This is a genomic window from Streptomyces sp. NPDC056347 (genome assembly GCF_042262625.1).
Classification (GTDB): domain Bacteria; phylum Actinomycetota; class Actinomycetes; order Streptomycetales; family Streptomycetaceae; genus Streptomyces.
On sequence record NZ_JBHJQP010000072.1, the window covers coordinates 19,496 to 35,947 of the forward strand.

Here is a 16,452-nt window from a genome sequence, read left to right on the forward strand (position 1 = left end):
CCCCGAAGGCGGATTCATGGCACAACGTCCGAGCGTCTCAGGCGTCGGCGACGTCGTTGCGCTCATCGATGGGCTGGGCAAGATCACCGGCCGGGCGCAGGTCATCTGGTTCCTCGTGTTCGGCGGGCTCTTCCTCGACGCCTATTCGAACGCGGCGCTGAGCGCCGGACTGGGGCCGATGACGTCCCAGATGGAGCTGAGCAGCACGCAGGTCTCGATCCTCACGGCCACCGCTCCGGCCCTGGCGATCGTCTTCAACCCGTTCGGCGGCTGGCTCGCCACCCGGATCGGCCGCGTTCCCCCGCTGCTCCTGGCCAAGGTGTTCGCCATCGCGGGCGCCCTGCTCGCCGCCTTCGCCGGGGACTTCACCGTGGTCTGGCTCGGCCGGGTGCTGGTGGGTGTCGCGTACGGCATCGACTTCGCGGTCGCCATGGCGCTGCTCGCCGAGTACACGCCCGCCAAGCTGGGCGGACGGCTGAATCTGTGGCAGGCCGTCTGGTACGTCGCCACCACCAGCAACCTCGCGCTCGCGCTGGTCTTCTTCAACCTGGACGTCGGCGCGGACATCTGGCGCTGGTCGGTCGGCTCGGCCGCGGTGGTCGCCGTCGTGCTGCTGCTGGGCCAGTGGCTGATGCTCAAGGAGAGCCCCACCTGGCTGGCGAGCAAGGGCCGGCTCGCGGAGTCCGTCGCCAACCTGGACCGGATCTACGGGATCAAGGCCGTCGCCGGTGAGCCGGACGGGGCCGCCCGGGCCGCCACCGAGGCGCCCGCCATCGGCTTCCGGCAGGCCGGGGTGCTCTTCAAGGGCGACTACCTGCCGCGCACGGTCCTCTCCTCGGTCATCTCGCTCGGGCAGTCGATGCAGTACTTCGCGGTCGGCTGGTACCTCCCGCTGATCAGCCTGACGATCTTCGGCGAGAGTTTCGAGAAGGCCACGGTCGGCTCGATGGTCTTCAACGCCTTCGGCATCGCGGGCGGGCTGCTCTCCGCCTACTTCGGCCGCCGCCTCGGACTGCGGCTCAGCTCCGCGGCCGGCTTCGCCGGGGTGTTCGTGGCGCTGCTCGCGATGGGGCTGACCTTCGAGAAGGTGCCCACCGCCGTGGCCTTCCTGCTGCCCGTGCTGTTCATCCTCTGCCACTCCGCGGGACCCGGCGCCAACGGCAAGTCCATCGCCGCCCTCTCGTACAGCAGCGACGTCCGCGCGCTGGGCACCGGGGTCACCGGGATGGTCGGCAGTTTCGGCAGCGTCGTCGGGCTGTACGTCTTCCCGCAGATCAAGGACTCGCTGGGGCTCGCCGACACCTTCCTGGTGCTCTCCGTCGTGCCGCTGCTCGGGCTGATCACCTGCCTGGCGATCAAGTGGGACCCGACGAAGGCCGTCTCCCCCGACGAGGCCGCCGCCCGGGCCGGATCGCCCGAATCCGCGGCGCCGGTCGCCGCGCGCTGACCGGCCGCACGGCCCGCCGCACCCCACGATGGTGCCTCTCCCCCCTCCCCCGTCCCCTCCTCCTGAAAGGGCCGCAATGACGCAGACGTTTCCCGGCGCCGCCCGGCTCGGCGTGCTGTCCATCGACGAGGGCACCACGGGCACCCGGGCCGGAGTCGTCCTGGACTCCGGCGCCGCCCACGAGGTGTTCTACCGGTCGATCAAGGTCAGCCATCCGGACGACCTCTCGGTCGAGCAGGACCCGATGGAGATCTGGTCCGCCACCCTCGAAGTGGCGCGCCGGGCCGTGGGCCGGGCCCGGGAGGAGGGCATCGGGATCACCGCGGTCGCGCTGTCCACCCAGCGGGCCACGGCGATGCTCTGGGACCGGGTGACCGGACGGCCGCTGCTGCCCGCGGTGGTGTGGCAGGACCGGCGGTACGCGGCCGAGCTCACCGCGTACGAGGCGGAGTGGGACACCGCCCTGCTGGCCCGGCAGGGCAGGCCGGTCGGCGCCCGCTCCCCGTTCCTCTGGGCCGCCCGGCAGATCGCCGGGCACCCGGAGGTGGCCGCTGCCCACCGTGAGGGACGGCTGCTCTTCGGCACCGTGGACACCTGGCTGATCTGGCGGCTCACCGGCGGCGCCGTGCACGCCACGACACCGACCAACGCCGCCTCCACCGGCGGGTACCTGCTGGCGGCGCACGCCTGGGACGAGGAGTGGATCGGCCGCCTCGGCTTCCCCCTCGGCCTGCTGCCGGAGCTCCGCTCCGACGACGCGGGCTTCGGCACCACCGACCCGGCCGCCCTCGGCATCTCCGTACCGCTGGCCGCCTCCATGGGCGACCAGCACGCCGCACTCGTCGCGCTCGGCGGGCTCGCCGCCGGGCAGGGCATGTGCGTCTACGGGACCGGCGCCTTCGTCGACGCGGCGACCGGCACCGTCCCCGCCCTGCCCCGGCCGGACATCTCCGGGGTGCTCGCCCAGCCCGGCCGGCGGCAGGGCTCCGTCAGCCACTACAGCCTGGAGGCGTACACCTCCACGGCGGGTTCGGCGCTGCGCTGGCTCTGTGACGACCTGGGCCTGTTCGCGTCGCCGAAGGAGCTCGGTGAGGAGGCGGGCCGGGTCCCCACCCGGCCGGGCCGCACCCCGCGTTTCGTCCCGGCGCTCGCCGGGGTCCGTACGCCGGTCTGGCACCCGGAGGCCACCGCCGCCCTCACCGGGCTCACCCTCGCCACCACCCGCGCCGACCTGGCGCGCGCCGTGCTCGACGGGATCGCGCACTCGGTGTGCGACCTGATCGACGGGGTCGCCGCCACCATGGGCACCCCGTTCACCCGGCTCCGGGTGGGCGGCGGGGTCTCCGGCAGCGACCCCCTGATGCGCATCCAGGCCGACCTGACCGGGCTGCCGCTGGAGCGGGTCTCCGACTCCGCCACCGCCAGCCTGCGCGGCACCGCCTATCTCGCCGGCGTCGCCCGGGGCCTGTGGTCCTCGCTGGAGGAGGTCGTCGAGGCGCAGCCGGTCGGCCAGGTCTTCGAGCCCTCGCTCGGCGCGGCCGAACGCGCCGCACAGCGCTCCGCCTGGCGCGAGCTGCTGGCGGCCCACCTGGGCGACCCGGCGCCGCACGGCCCGAAAGCGCCCGAACCCGAACCGCACACCCCCCACTGACGTCGCGCCGACGGCACGCACGTCGCACCGGCGGCCCGCACGCGATGACACGGCCGCCGTACCGGAACACCAGGAGTTGATGTTGTGATCACCATGCCCGCCCGGAAGCCGAGGCGCAGCGCCGCGGCGACCCGCCGAACGCCCCTGCTGCTCGACCGGGCAGCCACCAAGCGCCGGCTGGCCGACGACACGTACGACGTGCTCGTCATCGGCGGCGGCATCACCGGGGCGTACGCCGTGCTCGACGCGGCCTCGCGCGGGCTGCGCGCGGCACTGGTCGAGAAGGACGACTTCGCCTCGGGCACCTCGTCGAAGTCCTCGAAGATGGTGCACGGCGGCCTGCGCTACATCGAGCAGGGCAATGTCAACCTGGTCCGCCACTCGCTGCTGGAGCGGCACCGCTTCCGGAAGAACGCCCCGCACCTGGTGCACCGGCTGCCGTTCCTCTTCCCGATCCTGGAGAAGGAGGGGGTCTTCGACGCCCGCCTCGCCAAGGGCTTCGAGGGCCTGCTGTGGACGTACGACCTGGTCGGCGGCTGGCGGATCGGCAAGCTGCACCAGCGGCTGACCGTGCCCGAGGTGCTGGCGCAGGCACCGACGCTGCGCGCGGAGAACCTGAAGGGCGGGCTGATGTACTTCGACGCCCGCACCGACGACGCCCGTCTCGTCCTCACCATCGTGCGGACCGCCGCCGCGCTCGGGGCGACGGTCCTCAACGGGGCCAGGGCCGAGGGCCTGCTGATGCAGGCGGGCAAGGTGTCCGGCGCCCGGGTCTCGGCGGACGGGGACACCTTCGACATCCGCGCCCGCGCCGTCGTCAACGCCACCGGGGTGTGGACCGACGAGCTGGACGCGAAGGCGGACGACGGGCACAAGCCGCAGGTCAGGCCCGCCAAGGGCGTGCACATCGTGGTGCCGTGGGACAAGGTGCGGATCAACTGCACGGTCACCGTGCCGATCCCCGGCCGGGCCCGCCGCGCGACCTGCACCCGCTGGGGCAACAGCGTGGTGCTCGGCACCACCGACGAGGACTACCAGGGCTCCCCCGACGACGTGCACTGCACCCGTCAGGAGATGGACTTCCTGCTGGAGGGCGCCAACACCGCCTTCGAGGGGAAGCTCACCCCGGACGACGTGGTCGGCTCCATCGGCGGCCTGCGCCCGCTGGTCGGCGGCAAGGAGGGTGCGACCCTCGACATGCGCCGCGACCACCACATCACCATCGGCCGCACCGGCATGGTGACGGTGACCGGTGGCAAGCTCACCACCAGCCGTCACATGGGCGAGCTCGTCATCGACAAGGTGATGACCGTGCTCGGCCGCAAGGCCCGCAGCCGCACCGCCGACCTGCCGCTGCTGGGCGGCGCCGGTTACGACTCCGAGGCGGTGGCCGCGTCCGGCGGCATCGCCGCGCACCTGGGCGAACGCTTCGGCACCGAGGCCCGGTTCGTCGGCGACCTCATCCAGGAGGACCCGTCGCTGGCCGAGCCGGTTGTCGCGGGGCTCCCGTACACCCGGGCGGAGGTCGTGTACGCGGCCCGCGCCGAGCTGGCCCGCTCGGTCGACGACGTCCTCTCCCGCCGCACCCGGGCGCGGCTGTTCGCCCGGGACGCGTCCGTGGACGCCGCCGGGGCCGTCGGCGCGATCCTCGGGCAGGAACTGAACCTCACGGAGGCGGAGGTCGAGCGCTCGGTCGCCGAGTACCTCGCAGCCGTCCGTCACGAAAAGTCCGTACTCCTCGAAGGGGCAGCAGCATGATCAGCCGTCAGACCATCACCCACCCGTTCAACCGGGGCGACTACACCGTCGGTGCGCCCAGCTTCGCCAAGTGGGCGCGGAACACTCCGATCGGCGACGGGGAGGCCGCCCTCCAGGTGGACCCGGTCGAGGTCCCCGAGTCCGTGGTGGAGGCGCTGCGCGGGGCCGCGCACGCGGTGCACACCGCCCGCGAGGAGGTCGTCACCCGCACCCGTGACTGGTGGGCCGGTTCGATGATCGGCGAGACCGAGGGCCGCCCGGCGACCCCGGACGCGGTGGTCGTGGAGGCCGCCGACGCCGATCAGGTCGCCGCCGTACTGCGGATCTGCCACGAGGCGGGCATCCCCGTCACCCCGTCGGCGGGGCGCTCCAATGTCACGGGCGCGGCGCTGCCGGTCTTCGGCGGGGTGGTCCTGGACGTGTGCGGGCTGAACCGGATCACCGGCTTCGACGCGGAGTCGAACGTCGTGGACGTCCAGGCCGGCATGTTCGGCGACCTCTTCGAGAAGCAGCTCCAGGAGGAGTACGGCGTCACCACCGGCCACTGGCCGTCCGCCTTCGCCGTCTCCACCGTCGGCGGCTGGATCGCCTGCCGGGGCGCCGGTCAGCTCTCCACTCGGTACGGCAAGATCGAGGACATGGTCGTCGGCGTCGACGTCGTGCACGCCGACGGCACCCGCGCCACCTACGGCGACTACGCCCGGGCCGCGGTCGGCCCGGACCTGCGCCAGCTGTTCGTCGGCTCCGAGGGCACCCTCGGTGTCATCGTCTCGGCCCGGCTGCGGGTGCACCCGCTGCCGGAGTACGCCTCCGCCGCCGCGTACGGCTTCAAGAGCTTCGCGGAGGGCCTGGACGCCTGCCGCCGGATCATGCAGCGCGGCGCCACCCCGGCCGTCCTGCGGCTGTACGACGCCCTGGAGTCGGGCACCCACTTCGGTCACCCGGAGACCAATCTGCTGCTGATCGCGGACGAGGGCGACCCGGCCATCGTGGACGCCTCGCTCCGGGTCGCCCGCGAGGTCTGCGAGGAGTACGGCCCCGAGCTGGACAGCCAGGCCGTCTTCGAGCGCTGGCTGGACGAGCGGATGCTGGTCGGCAAGTCCGCCGACGGCTTCAAGCCCGGCCCCGGCTTCGTCGCCGACACCCTGGAGATGGCCGCGTCCTGGACCGACCTGCCGGTGATCTACGACGAGGTGGTCGCCGCGATCCAGGCCGTGGACGGCACCCTGGCCGCCTCGGCCCACCAGTCCCACGCGTACACCGACGGCGCCTGCGTCTACTTCTCGCTCCGCGGGGACGTGGCTCCCGAAGCGCGCCGCGACTGGTACCGCTCGGTGTGGGACGCCGCCAACGCCGTACTGATCGAGCACGCGGCGGCGCTCAGCCACCACCACGGCTGCGGGCTGCTGCGCGGCCCCTACCTGGAGGAATCCCTCGGAGCGGGCTTCGCGACCTTCGTCGCGGTGAAGAAGGCCCTGGACCCGGCCGGCATCCTCAACCCTGGCAAACTGGGCCTTCCCAGCCGATTCGGTACGTCTCCGCTGAACTGACGCCGGGGGACCGGCAGTCGCGGTCCCCTCGGTCACGTTCCCGGCAGGCACGCACCCCTTCCCTCCCAGGCAGGTCTTGCCATGACCCCTTCCCCCTCCCGGTCCGGCGCCCCGCTCGACCCCCGGCTCACCGCGGCGTTCGCCGAGGTGCCGGTCGTCGCGTCGGTCGTCGGTGCCCAGCCGCTGCGGCAGTTCCTGACCGCCCCAGCCAAGGTGGGCATCCTCGCGTCGTTCGCCGTGGGACAGCTGCCCCAGGTCGTACCGGCGCTGGGCCGGGCGGGGAAGACGGTGTTCGTGAACGTGGACAGCAGCCCCGGTCTGGCGCAGGACCGGGGCGCGCTGGAGTTCCTCAAGAACATGGGCGCGCACGGTGTGGTCAGCACCCGGCTGTCGCTCATAGAGAAGGGCCGCCCGCTCGGCCTGCTGACCATGATGAAGGTGTTCGTCACCGACCGGTCCAATCTGCGCCGCTCCACGGACGCGATCTCGCGCGGGGCGCCGGACCTGGTCGAGATCATGCCCGCCCCGATCATCGCCCGGATGAGCGCGCAGGCACAGCGCGCGATGTCCCCGTCGGTGGCCGCGGGCTTCGTGGAAACCCCCGCGGACGTCGCGCTGGCGCTGGCCCTCGGCTCGGCCGCCGCCGCGACGTCCGACCCGCGCCTTTGGAGTCTGCGCCGGGACCAGCTGCCGCCGGTCCCGCCCGCCGCACTGAAGAGGCCCGCCCCACCCCAGGAGTAACCCCATGACGTATGTGGTCATAGCCCGCTACCGCACCCAGGAGGGCGCGCAGGACACCGTCCTCGCGCTGCTCGACACGATGGCCGCGGCCTCCCGCCGCGAGCCCGGAAACCTCGCCTACCGGGTCCACCAGGGCACCGAGGACCCCCGGGCGGTGGTGCTGTACGAGGAGTACGCCTCCGAGGCCGACTTCACCGCCCACTGCGCCACCGGGCACTTCCGGGAGATCGTGCTCGGAAAGGTCGTCCCGCTGCTGGAGAGCAGGGACGTGCTGCGCTGCGCCCCGCGCCCGGAGGTGGGCGCGTGAGGACCCGGGCGGTGGTGCTGCGCGGTACGTCGACGGCCCGGCCCTACTCCGCGACCCGCCCGGTCGAGGTGGAGGAGCTGGAGCTGGGCGCACCGCGCGAGGGCGAGGTGCTGGTCCGGATCGCGGCCGCCTCGCTCTGTCACTCGGACCTCTCGGTGGTCAACGGCGACCGGGTCCGTCCGCTGCCGATGGCGCTGGGCCACGAGGCGGTGGGGATCGTCGAGGAGACCGGTCCGGGTGTCGGCCGGGTCTCCCCCGGTGACCATGTGGCGCTGGTGTTCGTACCGAGCTGCGGGTTCTGCGGCGACTGCGCGGCGGGACGGCCCGCGCTGTGCGCGCAGGCCGCGGCGGCGAACGGCGCGGGGGCGCTGCTGCACGGCCCGTCGCTGCTGACCGATGCCTCGGGCGCCCCGGTCCACCACCAGCTGGGCGTCTCCGCGTTCGCCGAGCACGCGGTGCTGGCCCAGGAGTCGGTGGTCCCGATCCCGAAGGACATCCCGTTCGCCGTGGCGTCGATGTTCGGCTGCGCGGTGCTCACCGGGGCGGGCGCGGTCATCAACACGGCGGCGCTGCGGCCGGGGCAGTCGGCGGTGGTCTACGGACTGGGCGGCGTGGGGCTCTCCGCGGTGCTGGGTGCCCGGGCGGCGGGGGCGTACCCGGTCGTCGCGGTCGACCCGGTCGAGGAGAAGCGCGAGCTGGCACTGCGGCTGGGCGCCACGCATGCCTTCGCGCCCGGCGACGCGGTCCGCGAGATCCGTGAGCTGACCTCCGGCGGCGCCGAGCTGGCGGTGGAGGCGGTGGGCAGCCCGGCGGTGATGGCCGAGTGCCTGTCGGCGGTGGCGCGGGGCGGCCGGGTCGTCTCGGTGGGCCTGCCCGCCCCGGACCGGGTGCTCCAGGTGCCGGCCCTGGCCTTCGCGGGCGAGGGCAAGTCCCTGCTGGGCTCGTACATGGGTGACGCGGTGCCGCGCCGGGACATCCCGAGGTTCCTGGACCTGTGGCGGGCCGGGCTGATGCCGGTGGAGCGGATGCACACGGGCACGCTGCCGCTGGCCGACATCAACACGGCGCTGGAGGAGCTGGCCTCGGGCCGGGCGATCCGTCAGGTGCTGGACACCTCGGGGCTGCTGGGGATGTGAGACCGGTCCGCGCGGTGGGTGCCGGGCGGGTCGGTGTGCTGCCGGGCGGCGTACGTCTCCCCGCCCGGCACACCGTGCGGGACGATGCGGCGCCTGCTGACCCGCCAGCCCCGCTCGCCGCGCACGATCTCGTCCTCGAAGGTCACGGTGCCGCACCCGCCGTCCGCGGCGATGCCGATGCCCTTGGACCGGGCGTGCACCCGGCCGTCCCCGGCCTCGGTGAGGACGATGTTGGTGACGTGGTGGCCCACCGGGCCGTTCTTCGCCCCGGCCCGGGACCGCGCCATGTCCCGGAAGGCGGCAAGCCCGCGCAGTTCCCCGTGGCCGAGCGCCGACGCGTCGTAGACGACGTCCTCGGTGACCAGCTCGTCCAGCCGGTCCGTTTCGCCGTTGTCGACCAAGTGCCCGTGCAGGGCGAGCAGTTCGTTGATGGCCAGGCGTTCCTCGGCTCCGAGTGTCATCGCCGGTCCTTTCGTGAGGTCTCGCGACAGCCCTTGGCTACGGGTATACGGGGCGGGCTCCCCGGACGGCGCGGTACGGCACCGGTCACGGCGTCACGGACGTACGAGTTCATCCCGGTGGAGCAACCGTGCCGCGCTCGTAGCGCAGGAGCACCACCCCGTTGCCGAAGGTCCTGGTCCCGGCGAGGCCAAGACCCGTCCGGCCCCCGGAGGCCGGGAACAGCGGCTTGCCCCGGCCGAGGACCACCGGGTGGACGTAGAGGCGGTACTCGTCGATCAGGTCGAGCCGCATGAACTCGGCGGCGAGATCCGCGCCGCCCAGGCACAGGTCCCCGCCGGGCCGCGCCTTCAGGGCCGCCACGGCCCCGGGGTCGACCTCCCGCACGACCGTGGTGTTCCAGTCGGCCCGCTCCAGGGTCCGGGAGTAGACGTACTTCGGCATGTCGCGCCAGATGCGGGCGAACTCCGCCTCCGGTCCGCCGCTCGAGGGATCGGCGTCGGCGGTCGGCCAGTGGTCCGCCATCAGCTGATAGGTCACCCGGCCGTCCAGGAAGCCGCCCATCGCGGCGAGCTGTTCGTTGAAGTGGCTGTGCAGTTCGTCGTCGACCAGGTGCCAGTCGAGCTCGCGGTCCGGTCCCTCCATGAATCCGTCGAGGGACACCGACATCATCAGAATGATCTTCCTCATCGCGCTCCTCTCCCTCTTGCTGCCGCCCCTGCGGATATCGGTCAGTAGTGGCCGGTCCGGCCGTCCAGGAGTTCCCTGACGGCGTCCAGGTGGCCCGCGTGCCGGGCGGTCTCCTCGATCATGTGCAGCATGATCCAGCGCAGGGAGGCGCCCGACGCCTCGAAGTCGGGGTGGCGTCCCTTCTCGTCGAGCGACCGTCCGGCGACGATCCCGTTGGACACCTCGACCTGCCGGTCGTAGTCGTCCAGCAGCTTCGCGAGCGGCACCCCCTCGACCCGCATGTCGGCGTCCTCGGGTCCGTCGAACACCGGCCCCACCGCCGGGCGGCCCAGCAGGACGACCTCGAACCAGAGATGCTCGGCCCAGCGGAGGTGTGACATGACGCCGGCCACCGTCATGAGCGGCGAGGACGGCAGGACGGCGCGGTGCGCGTCCTCCTCCGACAGCCCTTCGCACTTCCAACGGGCCACCGCCCGCTGGGAGTCGAGCCAGCCGACGAGCTGGCTCCGTTCGTCGGCGTCGAAGGCGGGGCGGGTCCGGGAGGGATAGGAGGACATGGTCGCCGAGGCTACCTGAGGACATGTCACGTGCCACATCGTTCGGCCCGCCGAAAACCGCTCCTCCCGGTGCGCCTCCTCCTGCTACCTTGACCGGCGTGTTCCTCCTCTGCGCGTAGGGCCCCGCCATGACCGCACCCCGCTCCGGCCGGGTGCGGCACTTCGGTGTCCCCGCATGCCCGCGGCGCCGCCCGTCGCGCCGCCCTCACGAGGAACGTCCTCATGCCTCCTTCTTCACCCACGCCTTCGTACGCGGCTGTCCTGCGTACCCCGTACGCCTCCCGCGCCTTCGGTGCCGCCCTGCTGGGGCGGCTCTCGTACGGGATGGTCTCCCTCTCCCTGGTGCTGGCGGTGAGCGCGGCCACCGGCTCGTACTCGGCCGCCGGCGCCGTCATGGCGCTGTTCGGCGCGACCAGTGTCTTCCTCTCGCCCGCCCGGGCCGGGCTGATCGACCGGTACGGGCCGCGCCGGGCCCTGCCGCCGATGGCCGGTCTCTACGCGGCACTGCTGGCCGCCCTGGCGTACGCCACCTGGCGGCCGGGCGGCTCACCGTTCTGGCTCGGGGCGCTGGCCGTCGTGGCGGGGGCCTGTACCCCGCCGCTGGGGCCGGTGATGCGGACGCTCTGGAGCGATCTGGTCGCCGACCGGGAACTGTTGCAGCGCGCCTACAGCCTGGACGGGGTCGCCGAGGAACTCCTCTTCGTCGGCGGGCCGTTGCTGGTGGGGGTGGTGGTCGCGGCGGCCTCGCCCGCGGCCGGTGTCGCGATCAGCGCCGCGCTGGTGTTCACCGGCACGCTGGCACTGGTGACCTCGCCGGCCGTGCGCGGCGCGCGGGCGGCACGCCCGGACGGTGCGGCGCAGGGGCCGGACGGACCGGCGGCCGGGGCGGCCGGGCGGCGGATGCTCGGTGTGGTCGCGCTGCGGCACGCGGTGGTGGTGACGGCCGCCGTGGGGCTCTGCCTGGGGGCGCTGGATCTGCTGGTGGTGGCGTTCACCGAACAGCGCCACCAGGGTGCGGCGGTGTCGTGGGTGCTGGCCGCCCTGTCGGCGGGCAGCGCGGTCGGGGGGCTGGCCTACGGCGCGGTGTCGTGGCGGACGCCGAACCGGGTGCGGCTCGCGCTGCTGGCCGCCGGGCTGGGCGCCGCGGTGGCCGTGGCGGGGCTGTCGCCCCGGGTGTACGTGCTGGTGGTGGCCGCCGCGGTGGCCGGGCTGTTCGTCGCCCCCGCCCTGACCACCGCCTACCTGATCGCGGACGAGTCCGTGGCGGCGGGCGGGCGCACCCGGGCGGGGGCCTGGGTGAACACCGCGGTGAACGCCGGGTCCTCGATCGGCACCGCGGTGGTGGGCCTGCTGGTGGAACGGGTGTCACCGGTGCTGTGCTTCGCGCTCGCCGGGGCGCCCGCCCTGGTGTGCGCGGCGGTGGTGGCGCGCGGCGCCCTGGCGCGTACGTCCGTGGAGCCGGACGGCGCGGTCAGCCGGCCGTGACCGCGCGCCACTCCTCCCAGACGGCGGCCAGTTCCGCCTCGATCGCCGGTGCCACCGTGTCCAGCAGCCGGATCTGCGCCCCGGGCCCCGCCAGTGCCGTCCGGTACGGGTGGGGCCGTCCGCCGGGCTCGGCGCCGAGCGCGGTGACCGAGCCGACCACCCGGTGCCGGCCGAGGACGCCGGGCAGTTCGCGCAGGTCGGCGTCGCGCAGATCCAGGTCCTCGACGAGCAGTTCGCGGCCGTCGTACGTGGCGTGCGTGGTGGCCCGGACGGCGCCGCCGCGCTCGCCGGACCGGCCCAGGACCAGGGTGTCGCGCCACAGCATGCGGGCCCCGGCGGCCAGCACGACCGTCATGGAGCGCTCGACCCGCGCGCCCTGGGAGATCACGAACGGCCGCGCGTCCCAGTGGAGTTCGCCGTCCTCCTCGATCTCGACGCGGGCCCGCCAGTGCGAGGTACCGCCCCGGTGGTCGTAGGCGACCAGCCCGGCGGGTTCGGTGAGCTCCAGCCGGGCGCCGGGGCCGACCCTGATGTCCAGCCGCAGATCGTCGCCCGCGAGCAGGCCCGCCCGGGTGCCGACCAGCGCGAGGCGCAGCCGGTCGGGGGCGGGGCGCAGCGGCCGGGGTGCGAGGAAGGCGCCCGGCCGCAGTTCGCGGGCGATGTGGCGGCCCGCGCCGTCGCGTTCGACTGCGACGGCGGTGGGCTCGGCGGCCTGTTCGGTCATGAGTGGCCGTGGCTGTGCGGGTGAGCGTGGTCGTGGTCCTCGGCGTCGCCGTGGCTGTGGGGGGCCATCGGGCCGGGGTCGGTGGGGACCAGCGTGCCGTCGCGGTGGCGGGCGAGCACCGACCGTACCCACCCCGCGAGTTCGGCGACCGAGGCCGGGTCGTGCTTGGAGAGCGCGAGGACGGGCAGGCCGTCGCGTACCGCCGAGGCGTCGGCGACCATCGCGGCCACGTCGACCTCCACATGGGGGGCGAGGTCGGTCTTGTTGATGACCAGGAGGTCGGCGCCGGTGATGCCGGGGCCGCCCTTGCGGGCCACGTCGCCGCCGCCCGCGACGTCGATGCAGAAGAGCTGGGCGTCGGCGAGGGCCGGGCTGAAGGTGGCGGTGAGGTTGTCGCCGCCGCTCTCCACGAGCACCAGGTCCAGCGGCCCGAACTCCTCCTCCAGGTCCTCGACGGCGTCGAGGTTGGCGCTGATGTCGTCCCGGATCGCGGTGTGCGGGCAGGCGCCGGTCTCGACGGCCCGGATGCGCTCGGTGGGCAGTACGCCGGCGGAGCGCAGGAAGCGGGCGTCCTCGTCGGTGTAGATGTCGTTGGTGACGACGCCCATGGCGAGTTCGCCGGCCAGTTGGCGGCAGAGGGTCGCGAGGATGGAGCTCTTGCCGGTGCCGACCGGGCCCGCGACGCCGAGGCGCAGGGCGCGCGGCCGGTGCTGGTGGTGCTGGTGGGTCTGTTCGTCGGTGTGCTGGTCAGGCAAGGAAGAGTCTCCGTTCTCGTCGTGCGTGTTCCAGTGCCCACTGTTCGGTGAGCGGGGGTGTGCGGGCGGGCAGTCCGGCCGGGGCGCGTACCGCCAGGGCTTCGGCGACGGCGGCCGCGGCGTACGGCTCGGCGTCGAGGATCCAGGCGACCGTGTCCAGCGGGTCGCCGGGCAGCAGTTTGAGCGCCGCGGAGGTGATGGTCTGCAGTTCGTCGTAGACGACGCCGCGGGCCAGTTCCTCCTCCGTGACCCGCATGACGGCGCCGAGCGCGCCGAGCGCGACCGGCCGCAGCGGGCGGGATTCGAGCGCGGCCAGCGCGGTGACCGCCGGGTGGCCGGGGGCGAGCCGTCGGGCGAGGCGGTGCACCCCGCGGCCGAGCGTCGCCGACGCCTCGCGCAGCGGCGCGGCCGGGGTGCGGGCGGCGAGTGCCCGCTGTACGGGGCCGTAGTCGACCGGTTCCTGTCCGGCGGCCCGCAGGGCGAGCACGGCGGCGGCGGCCTCGGTGACGGCCGCGGTGTGCAGCCGGGCCCGCAGCAGGGCGGGGATGCGGTCGCGGGTGAGCCCCGCGGCGACGGCCGGTTCGAGCCCCGCGCTGTAGGTGTACGCGCCGACCGGGAGCCGTCCGTCGCCCAGGAGCAGGGGTGCCAGGCCCGCCATCAGAACATGGCGTACCGCTGGGCCAGCGGCAGTTCGGCGGCGGGTGCGGGTTCCACGAGTTCCCCGTCGATCCGGATGGCGAAGGTCTCCGGGTCGACGTCGATGTCCGGGAGCGCGGTGTTGTTCGGCAGGTCCGCCTTGGTGAGGTGGCGGGTGGGTCGCACGGCGACCAACTCCCTTTGCAGTCCGAGGCGTTCGGCGAGTCCGTCGGCGAGGGCCGCGGGGGCGACGAAGCTGACCGAGAGGTGCGGGGCGGCGTCGGCGGCGGCGGTGGCGCGCAGCAGGACGGGCTGGGTGGTGGGAATGGCGGCGTTGGCGTCACCGAGGGGCGCGTACACCACCATGCCGCCCTTGAGCACGGCGGCGGGCCGGATGCCGAAGAAGGCGGGGTCCCAGAGCACCAGGTCGGCGAGCTTGCCCGGTTCGATGGAGCCGACGACGTGGTCGATGCCGTGGGCGACGGCCGGGCAGATCGTGTACTTGGCGACGTAGCGGCGGGCGCGCTCGTTGTCCGCGGGCAGTTCGCTGCCGCGGTCGCCGAAGCGCTGCTTCATGCAGTGGGCGACCTGCCAGGTGCGGCAGACGACCTCGCCGATGCGGCCCATGGCCTGGGCGTCGGAGGAGGTGATGGAGAGGGCGCCGATGTCGTGCAGCACGTCCTCGGCGGCGATGGTGGTGGCGCGGATCCGGGACTCGGCGAAGGCGAGGTCCTCGGGGACGCGCGGGTTGAGGTGGTGGCAGACCATCAGCATGTCGAGGTGTTCGGCGACGGTGTTGACGGTGTGCGGCAGCGTGGGGTTGGTGGATGCCGGCAGGACGTTGGGGTGGGAGGCGACGGTGATGATGTCGGGGGCGTGGCCGCCGCCCGCGCCCTCGGCGTGGAAGACGTGGATGGAGCGTTGGGCGATGGCGTCGAGGGTGCCTTCGACGTAGCCGGCCTCGTTGAGGCTGTCGGCGTGCAGGGCGACCTGGAGGCCGTGTTCCTCGGCCGCCCGGAGTGCCGCGTCGATGGCGGCGGGGGTGGCGCCCCAGTCCTCGTGGACCTTGTAGCCGCCCGCCCCGGCGAGGGCGGCCTCGCGCAGGGCCTCGGCGCCGACGGTGGAGCCCTTGGCGAAGAGCATGACGTTGAGCGGGACGCGGTCCAGCGCGCGGTGCATCATCGCCAGGTTCCACGCGCCGGGGGTGACGGTGGTGGCCTTGGAGCCCTCGGTGGCGCCGGTGCCGCCGCCGATGACGGTGGTGGTGCCGGTGGCGAGGGCTTCGTGCAGGGCCTCCGGCATGAGGAAGTGGACGTGGGTGTCGACGGCTCCGGCGGTGAGGATGCGGCCCTCGCCGGATACGACGTCGGTGCCGGGGCCGATCACCAGGCCGGGGTGGACGCCGTCGCTGATGTCGGGGTTGCCGGAGCGGCCGAGGGCGACGACACGGCCGTCCCGCACGCCCACGTCGGTCTTGACGATGCCCCAGTGGTCGAGGACGACGACGTTGGTGATGACGAGGTCGAGGGCGCCGTCGGCGCGTGAGGCGGTGGACTGGGCCATGGACTCGCGGATGGACTTGCCGCCGCCGAACACGGCTTCGTCGCCGCCGAAGCAGCGGTCCTCCTCGACCTCGATCCAGAGGTCGGTGTCGGCGAGCCGGATCCGGTCGCCGGTGGTGGGTCCGTAGAGCGACGCGTAGGCGTCACGGGTCATTCGTGCCATGTCACATGTCGTCCGTTCGTGCGGGCCGGGTGCCGGGCACGACGATGCCGGGCACCTTCCGGTGGCCTCCGAGTGCGACGAGCGCGACCTCGGCACCGACTCCGGGCTCGAAACGGAGGGACGTACCGGAAGGGATATCGAGCCGGAATCCCTCGGTAATGACCCGGTCGAAGGAAAGCGCGGGATTCGCGTCGGGGAAATGCAGATGCGAGCCTATTTGAATGGGCCGGTCGCCGTCGTTCACCACGGTCACAAGAATCTGTGCGCGGGTGTCATTGATTTTCAGTTCACCGGATCCGGTCCGGATCTCGCCGGGGATCACGGGATCGGCGCGGTGATCGTGACGAGCTTGCGCCCGTCCGGGAAGGTCGCCTCGACCTGAACGTCGTGCAACATCTCGGGGATACCTTCCAGCACGTCAGCACGGGTGAGGACAGCTCGCCCCGCAGTCATCAGCTCACTGACGGAGGCACCCTCACGGGCGCGTTCCATCGCCCAGCAGGAGAGCAGCGCGACCGCTTCGGGGTAATTGAGAAGCACTCCCCGGTCGCGTCGGTCGCGGGCAACCATTCCGGCGACGCTCAACAGCAATTTCTCCGTGTCGGACGGAGTGAGAAACATTGGGAAACCTCCATGCCAGCATTCCCCGGGATTCCCGGAATCGCCTCGGTCACGCTCCTCTTATAAGCCTCCCGGACGCGCCCTGGCAACTTGCTCCGTGCCGCGATAAGTCTGTTTCTAGCGTTATCGCCTGCCATATACGGGCAAAGTAGACAAATTTTGTTCATCAAAAAACAGTAAAGAAAGGCGGCCGCGCACCCGGTCAGGGGG

17 protein-coding genes are annotated in these 16,452 nt (G+C 73.1%); 8 read left to right on the forward strand and 9 right to left on the reverse strand.

Going from position 1 to position 16,452, the window contains the following annotated elements:
- Positions 1 to 16: 16 nt before the first annotated feature.
- From ACFCV8_RS18445 to ACFCV8_RS18475, 7 genes are all read left to right on the forward strand, one after another.
- Positions 17 to 1,447, forward strand: coding sequence for an MFS transporter (locus ACFCV8_RS18445; RefSeq protein ID WP_376686408.1), 1,431 nt, complete (start codon positions 17 to 19; stop codon positions 1,445 to 1,447).
- A gap of 76 nt (positions 1,448 to 1,523) precedes the next feature.
- Positions 1,524 to 3,098 (forward strand): FGGY family carbohydrate kinase, encoded by a 1,575-nt coding sequence (locus ACFCV8_RS18450; protein ID WP_376686409.1) that lies wholly within the window; start codon positions 1,524 to 1,526, stop codon positions 3,096 to 3,098.
- Between the two features lie 84 nt (positions 3,099 to 3,182).
- Positions 3,183 to 4,856 carry an FAD-dependent oxidoreductase gene (locus tag ACFCV8_RS18455; RefSeq protein WP_376686410.1) on the forward strand — a complete coding sequence of 558 codons (1,674 nt, stop codon included), beginning with the start codon at positions 3,183 to 3,185 and terminating at the stop codon, positions 4,854 to 4,856.
- Positions 4,853 to 6,406, forward strand: coding sequence for an FAD-binding oxidoreductase (locus tag ACFCV8_RS18460; RefSeq protein ID WP_376686411.1), 1,554 nt, complete (start codon positions 4,853 to 4,855; stop codon positions 6,404 to 6,406). The genes ACFCV8_RS18455 and ACFCV8_RS18460 overlap by 4 nt, the downstream gene beginning before the upstream one ends.
- A gap of 81 nt (positions 6,407 to 6,487) precedes the next feature.
- The gene (locus ACFCV8_RS18465; RefSeq protein WP_376686412.1) at positions 6,488 to 7,147 is read left to right on the forward strand and encodes a glycerol-3-phosphate responsive antiterminator; all 660 of its coding nucleotides are present in this window, start codon (positions 6,488 to 6,490) and stop codon (positions 7,145 to 7,147) included.
- Positions 7,148 to 7,151: 4 nt separating this feature from the next.
- Positions 7,152 to 7,454, forward strand: a complete 303-nt coding sequence (locus ACFCV8_RS18470) for a putative quinol monooxygenase (RefSeq protein WP_376686413.1) — start codon at positions 7,152 to 7,154, stop codon at positions 7,452 to 7,454.
- Positions 7,451 to 8,590 carry a zinc-binding dehydrogenase gene (locus ACFCV8_RS18475; protein ID WP_376686414.1) on the forward strand — a complete coding sequence of 380 codons (1,140 nt, stop codon included), beginning with the start codon at positions 7,451 to 7,453 and terminating at the stop codon, positions 8,588 to 8,590. Before ACFCV8_RS18470 ends, ACFCV8_RS18475 begins: the two co-directional genes overlap by 4 nt.
- On the opposite strand, the gene ACFCV8_RS18480 is transcribed toward ACFCV8_RS18475, so the two are convergent.
- From ACFCV8_RS18480 to ACFCV8_RS18490, 3 genes are all read right to left on the reverse strand, one after another.
- Entirely contained in the window at positions 8,554 to 9,051 is a 498-nt protein-coding gene (locus ACFCV8_RS18480) for a nuclear transport factor 2 family protein (protein WP_376686415.1), read from the reverse strand. The two genes, ACFCV8_RS18475 and ACFCV8_RS18480, sit on opposite strands and share 37 nt — an antisense overlap.
- A 109-nt stretch (positions 9,052 to 9,160) precedes the next feature.
- Positions 9,161 to 9,739: a dihydrofolate reductase family protein gene (locus tag ACFCV8_RS18485; RefSeq protein ID WP_376686416.1), complete on the reverse strand. Its 579-nt coding sequence runs from the start codon at positions 9,737 to 9,739 to the stop codon at positions 9,161 to 9,163.
- Positions 9,740 to 9,780: 41 nt separating this feature from the next.
- Positions 9,781 to 10,296 carry a DinB family protein gene (locus ACFCV8_RS18490; protein ID WP_376686417.1) on the reverse strand — a complete coding sequence of 172 codons (516 nt, stop codon included), beginning with the start codon at positions 10,294 to 10,296 and terminating at the stop codon, positions 9,781 to 9,783.
- 222 nt (positions 10,297 to 10,518) lie between these two features.
- Here ACFCV8_RS18490 and ACFCV8_RS18495 point away from each other — a divergent pair, with 222 nt between their 5' ends.
- Positions 10,519 to 11,781 (forward strand): MFS transporter, encoded by a 1,263-nt coding sequence (locus ACFCV8_RS18495; RefSeq protein ID WP_376686418.1) that lies wholly within the window; start codon positions 10,519 to 10,521, stop codon positions 11,779 to 11,781.
- Here ACFCV8_RS18495 and ACFCV8_RS18500 read toward each other — a convergent pair.
- The 6 genes from ACFCV8_RS18500 to ACFCV8_RS18525 are packed head-to-tail and all read right to left on the reverse strand — an operon-like array spanning position 11,768 to position 16,242.
- Complete coding sequence (locus ACFCV8_RS18500; protein ID WP_376686419.1) at positions 11,768 to 12,505, reverse strand: urease accessory protein UreD; 738 nt, start codon at positions 12,503 to 12,505, stop codon at positions 11,768 to 11,770. The genes ACFCV8_RS18495 and ACFCV8_RS18500 overlap by 14 nt on opposite strands.
- Positions 12,502 to 13,260 carry an urease accessory protein UreG gene (gene ureG, locus ACFCV8_RS18505; protein ID WP_376686420.1) on the reverse strand — a complete coding sequence of 253 codons (759 nt, stop codon included), beginning with the start codon at positions 13,258 to 13,260 and terminating at the stop codon, positions 12,502 to 12,504. Before ureG ends, ACFCV8_RS18500 begins: the two co-directional genes overlap by 4 nt.
- Positions 13,253 to 13,918, reverse strand: coding sequence for an urease accessory protein UreF (locus ACFCV8_RS18510; RefSeq protein WP_376686421.1), 666 nt, complete (start codon positions 13,916 to 13,918; stop codon positions 13,253 to 13,255). Before ACFCV8_RS18510 ends, ureG begins: the two co-directional genes overlap by 8 nt.
- Positions 13,918 to 15,621 carry an urease subunit alpha gene (locus ACFCV8_RS18515; protein WP_376686422.1) on the reverse strand — a complete coding sequence of 568 codons (1,704 nt, stop codon included), beginning with the start codon at positions 15,619 to 15,621 and terminating at the stop codon, positions 13,918 to 13,920. Before ACFCV8_RS18515 ends, ACFCV8_RS18510 begins: the two co-directional genes overlap by 1 nt.
- 1 nt (position 15,622) lies before the next feature.
- A complete protein-coding gene (gene ureB, locus ACFCV8_RS18520) occupies positions 15,623 to 15,943 on the reverse strand; it encodes an urease subunit beta (protein ID WP_376686423.1) in 321 nt (106 codons plus the stop codon).
- The gene (locus tag ACFCV8_RS18525; protein WP_376686424.1) at positions 15,940 to 16,242 is read right to left on the reverse strand and encodes an urease subunit gamma; all 303 of its coding nucleotides are present in this window, start codon (positions 16,240 to 16,242) and stop codon (positions 15,940 to 15,942) included. The genes ureB and ACFCV8_RS18525 overlap by 4 nt, the downstream gene beginning before the upstream one ends.
- Positions 16,243 to 16,452 lie beyond the last annotated feature (210 nt).

Coding starts and splice junctions, on each gene's coding strand:
- ACFCV8_RS18465 (WP_376686412.1), top strand. CDS start 6,488: ATGACCCCTTCCCCCTCCCGGTCCGGCGCCCCGCTCGACCCCCGGCTC.
- ACFCV8_RS18500 (WP_376686419.1), bottom strand. CDS start 12,505: ATGACCGAACAGGCCGCCGAGCCCACCGCCGTCGCAGTCGAACGCGAC.
- ACFCV8_RS18445 (WP_376686408.1), top strand. CDS start 17: ATGGCACAACGTCCGAGCGTCTCAGGCGTCGGCGACGTCGTTGCGCTC.
- ACFCV8_RS18490 (WP_376686417.1), bottom strand. CDS start 10,296: ATGTCCTCCTATCCCTCCCGGACCCGCCCCGCCTTCGACGCCGACGAA.
- ACFCV8_RS18485 (WP_376686416.1), bottom strand. CDS start 9,739: ATGAGGAAGATCATTCTGATGATGTCGGTGTCCCTCGACGGATTCATG.
- ACFCV8_RS18460 (WP_376686411.1), top strand. CDS start 4,853: ATGATCAGCCGTCAGACCATCACCCACCCGTTCAACCGGGGCGACTAC.
- ACFCV8_RS18515 (WP_376686422.1), bottom strand. CDS start 15,621: ATGGCACGAATGACCCGTGACGCCTACGCGTCGCTCTACGGACCCACC.
- ACFCV8_RS18495 (WP_376686418.1), top strand. CDS start 10,519: ATGCCTCCTTCTTCACCCACGCCTTCGTACGCGGCTGTCCTGCGTACC.
- ACFCV8_RS18470 (WP_376686413.1), top strand. CDS start 7,152: ATGACGTATGTGGTCATAGCCCGCTACCGCACCCAGGAGGGCGCGCAG.
- ACFCV8_RS18480 (WP_376686415.1), bottom strand. CDS start 9,051: ATGACACTCGGAGCCGAGGAACGCCTGGCCATCAACGAACTGCTCGCC.
- ACFCV8_RS18450 (WP_376686409.1), top strand. CDS start 1,524: ATGACGCAGACGTTTCCCGGCGCCGCCCGGCTCGGCGTGCTGTCCATC.
- ACFCV8_RS18510 (WP_376686421.1), bottom strand. CDS start 13,918: ATGGCGGGCCTGGCACCCCTGCTCCTGGGCGACGGACGGCTCCCGGTC.
- ACFCV8_RS18525 (WP_376686424.1), bottom strand. CDS start 16,242: ATGTTTCTCACTCCGTCCGACACGGAGAAATTGCTGTTGAGCGTCGCC.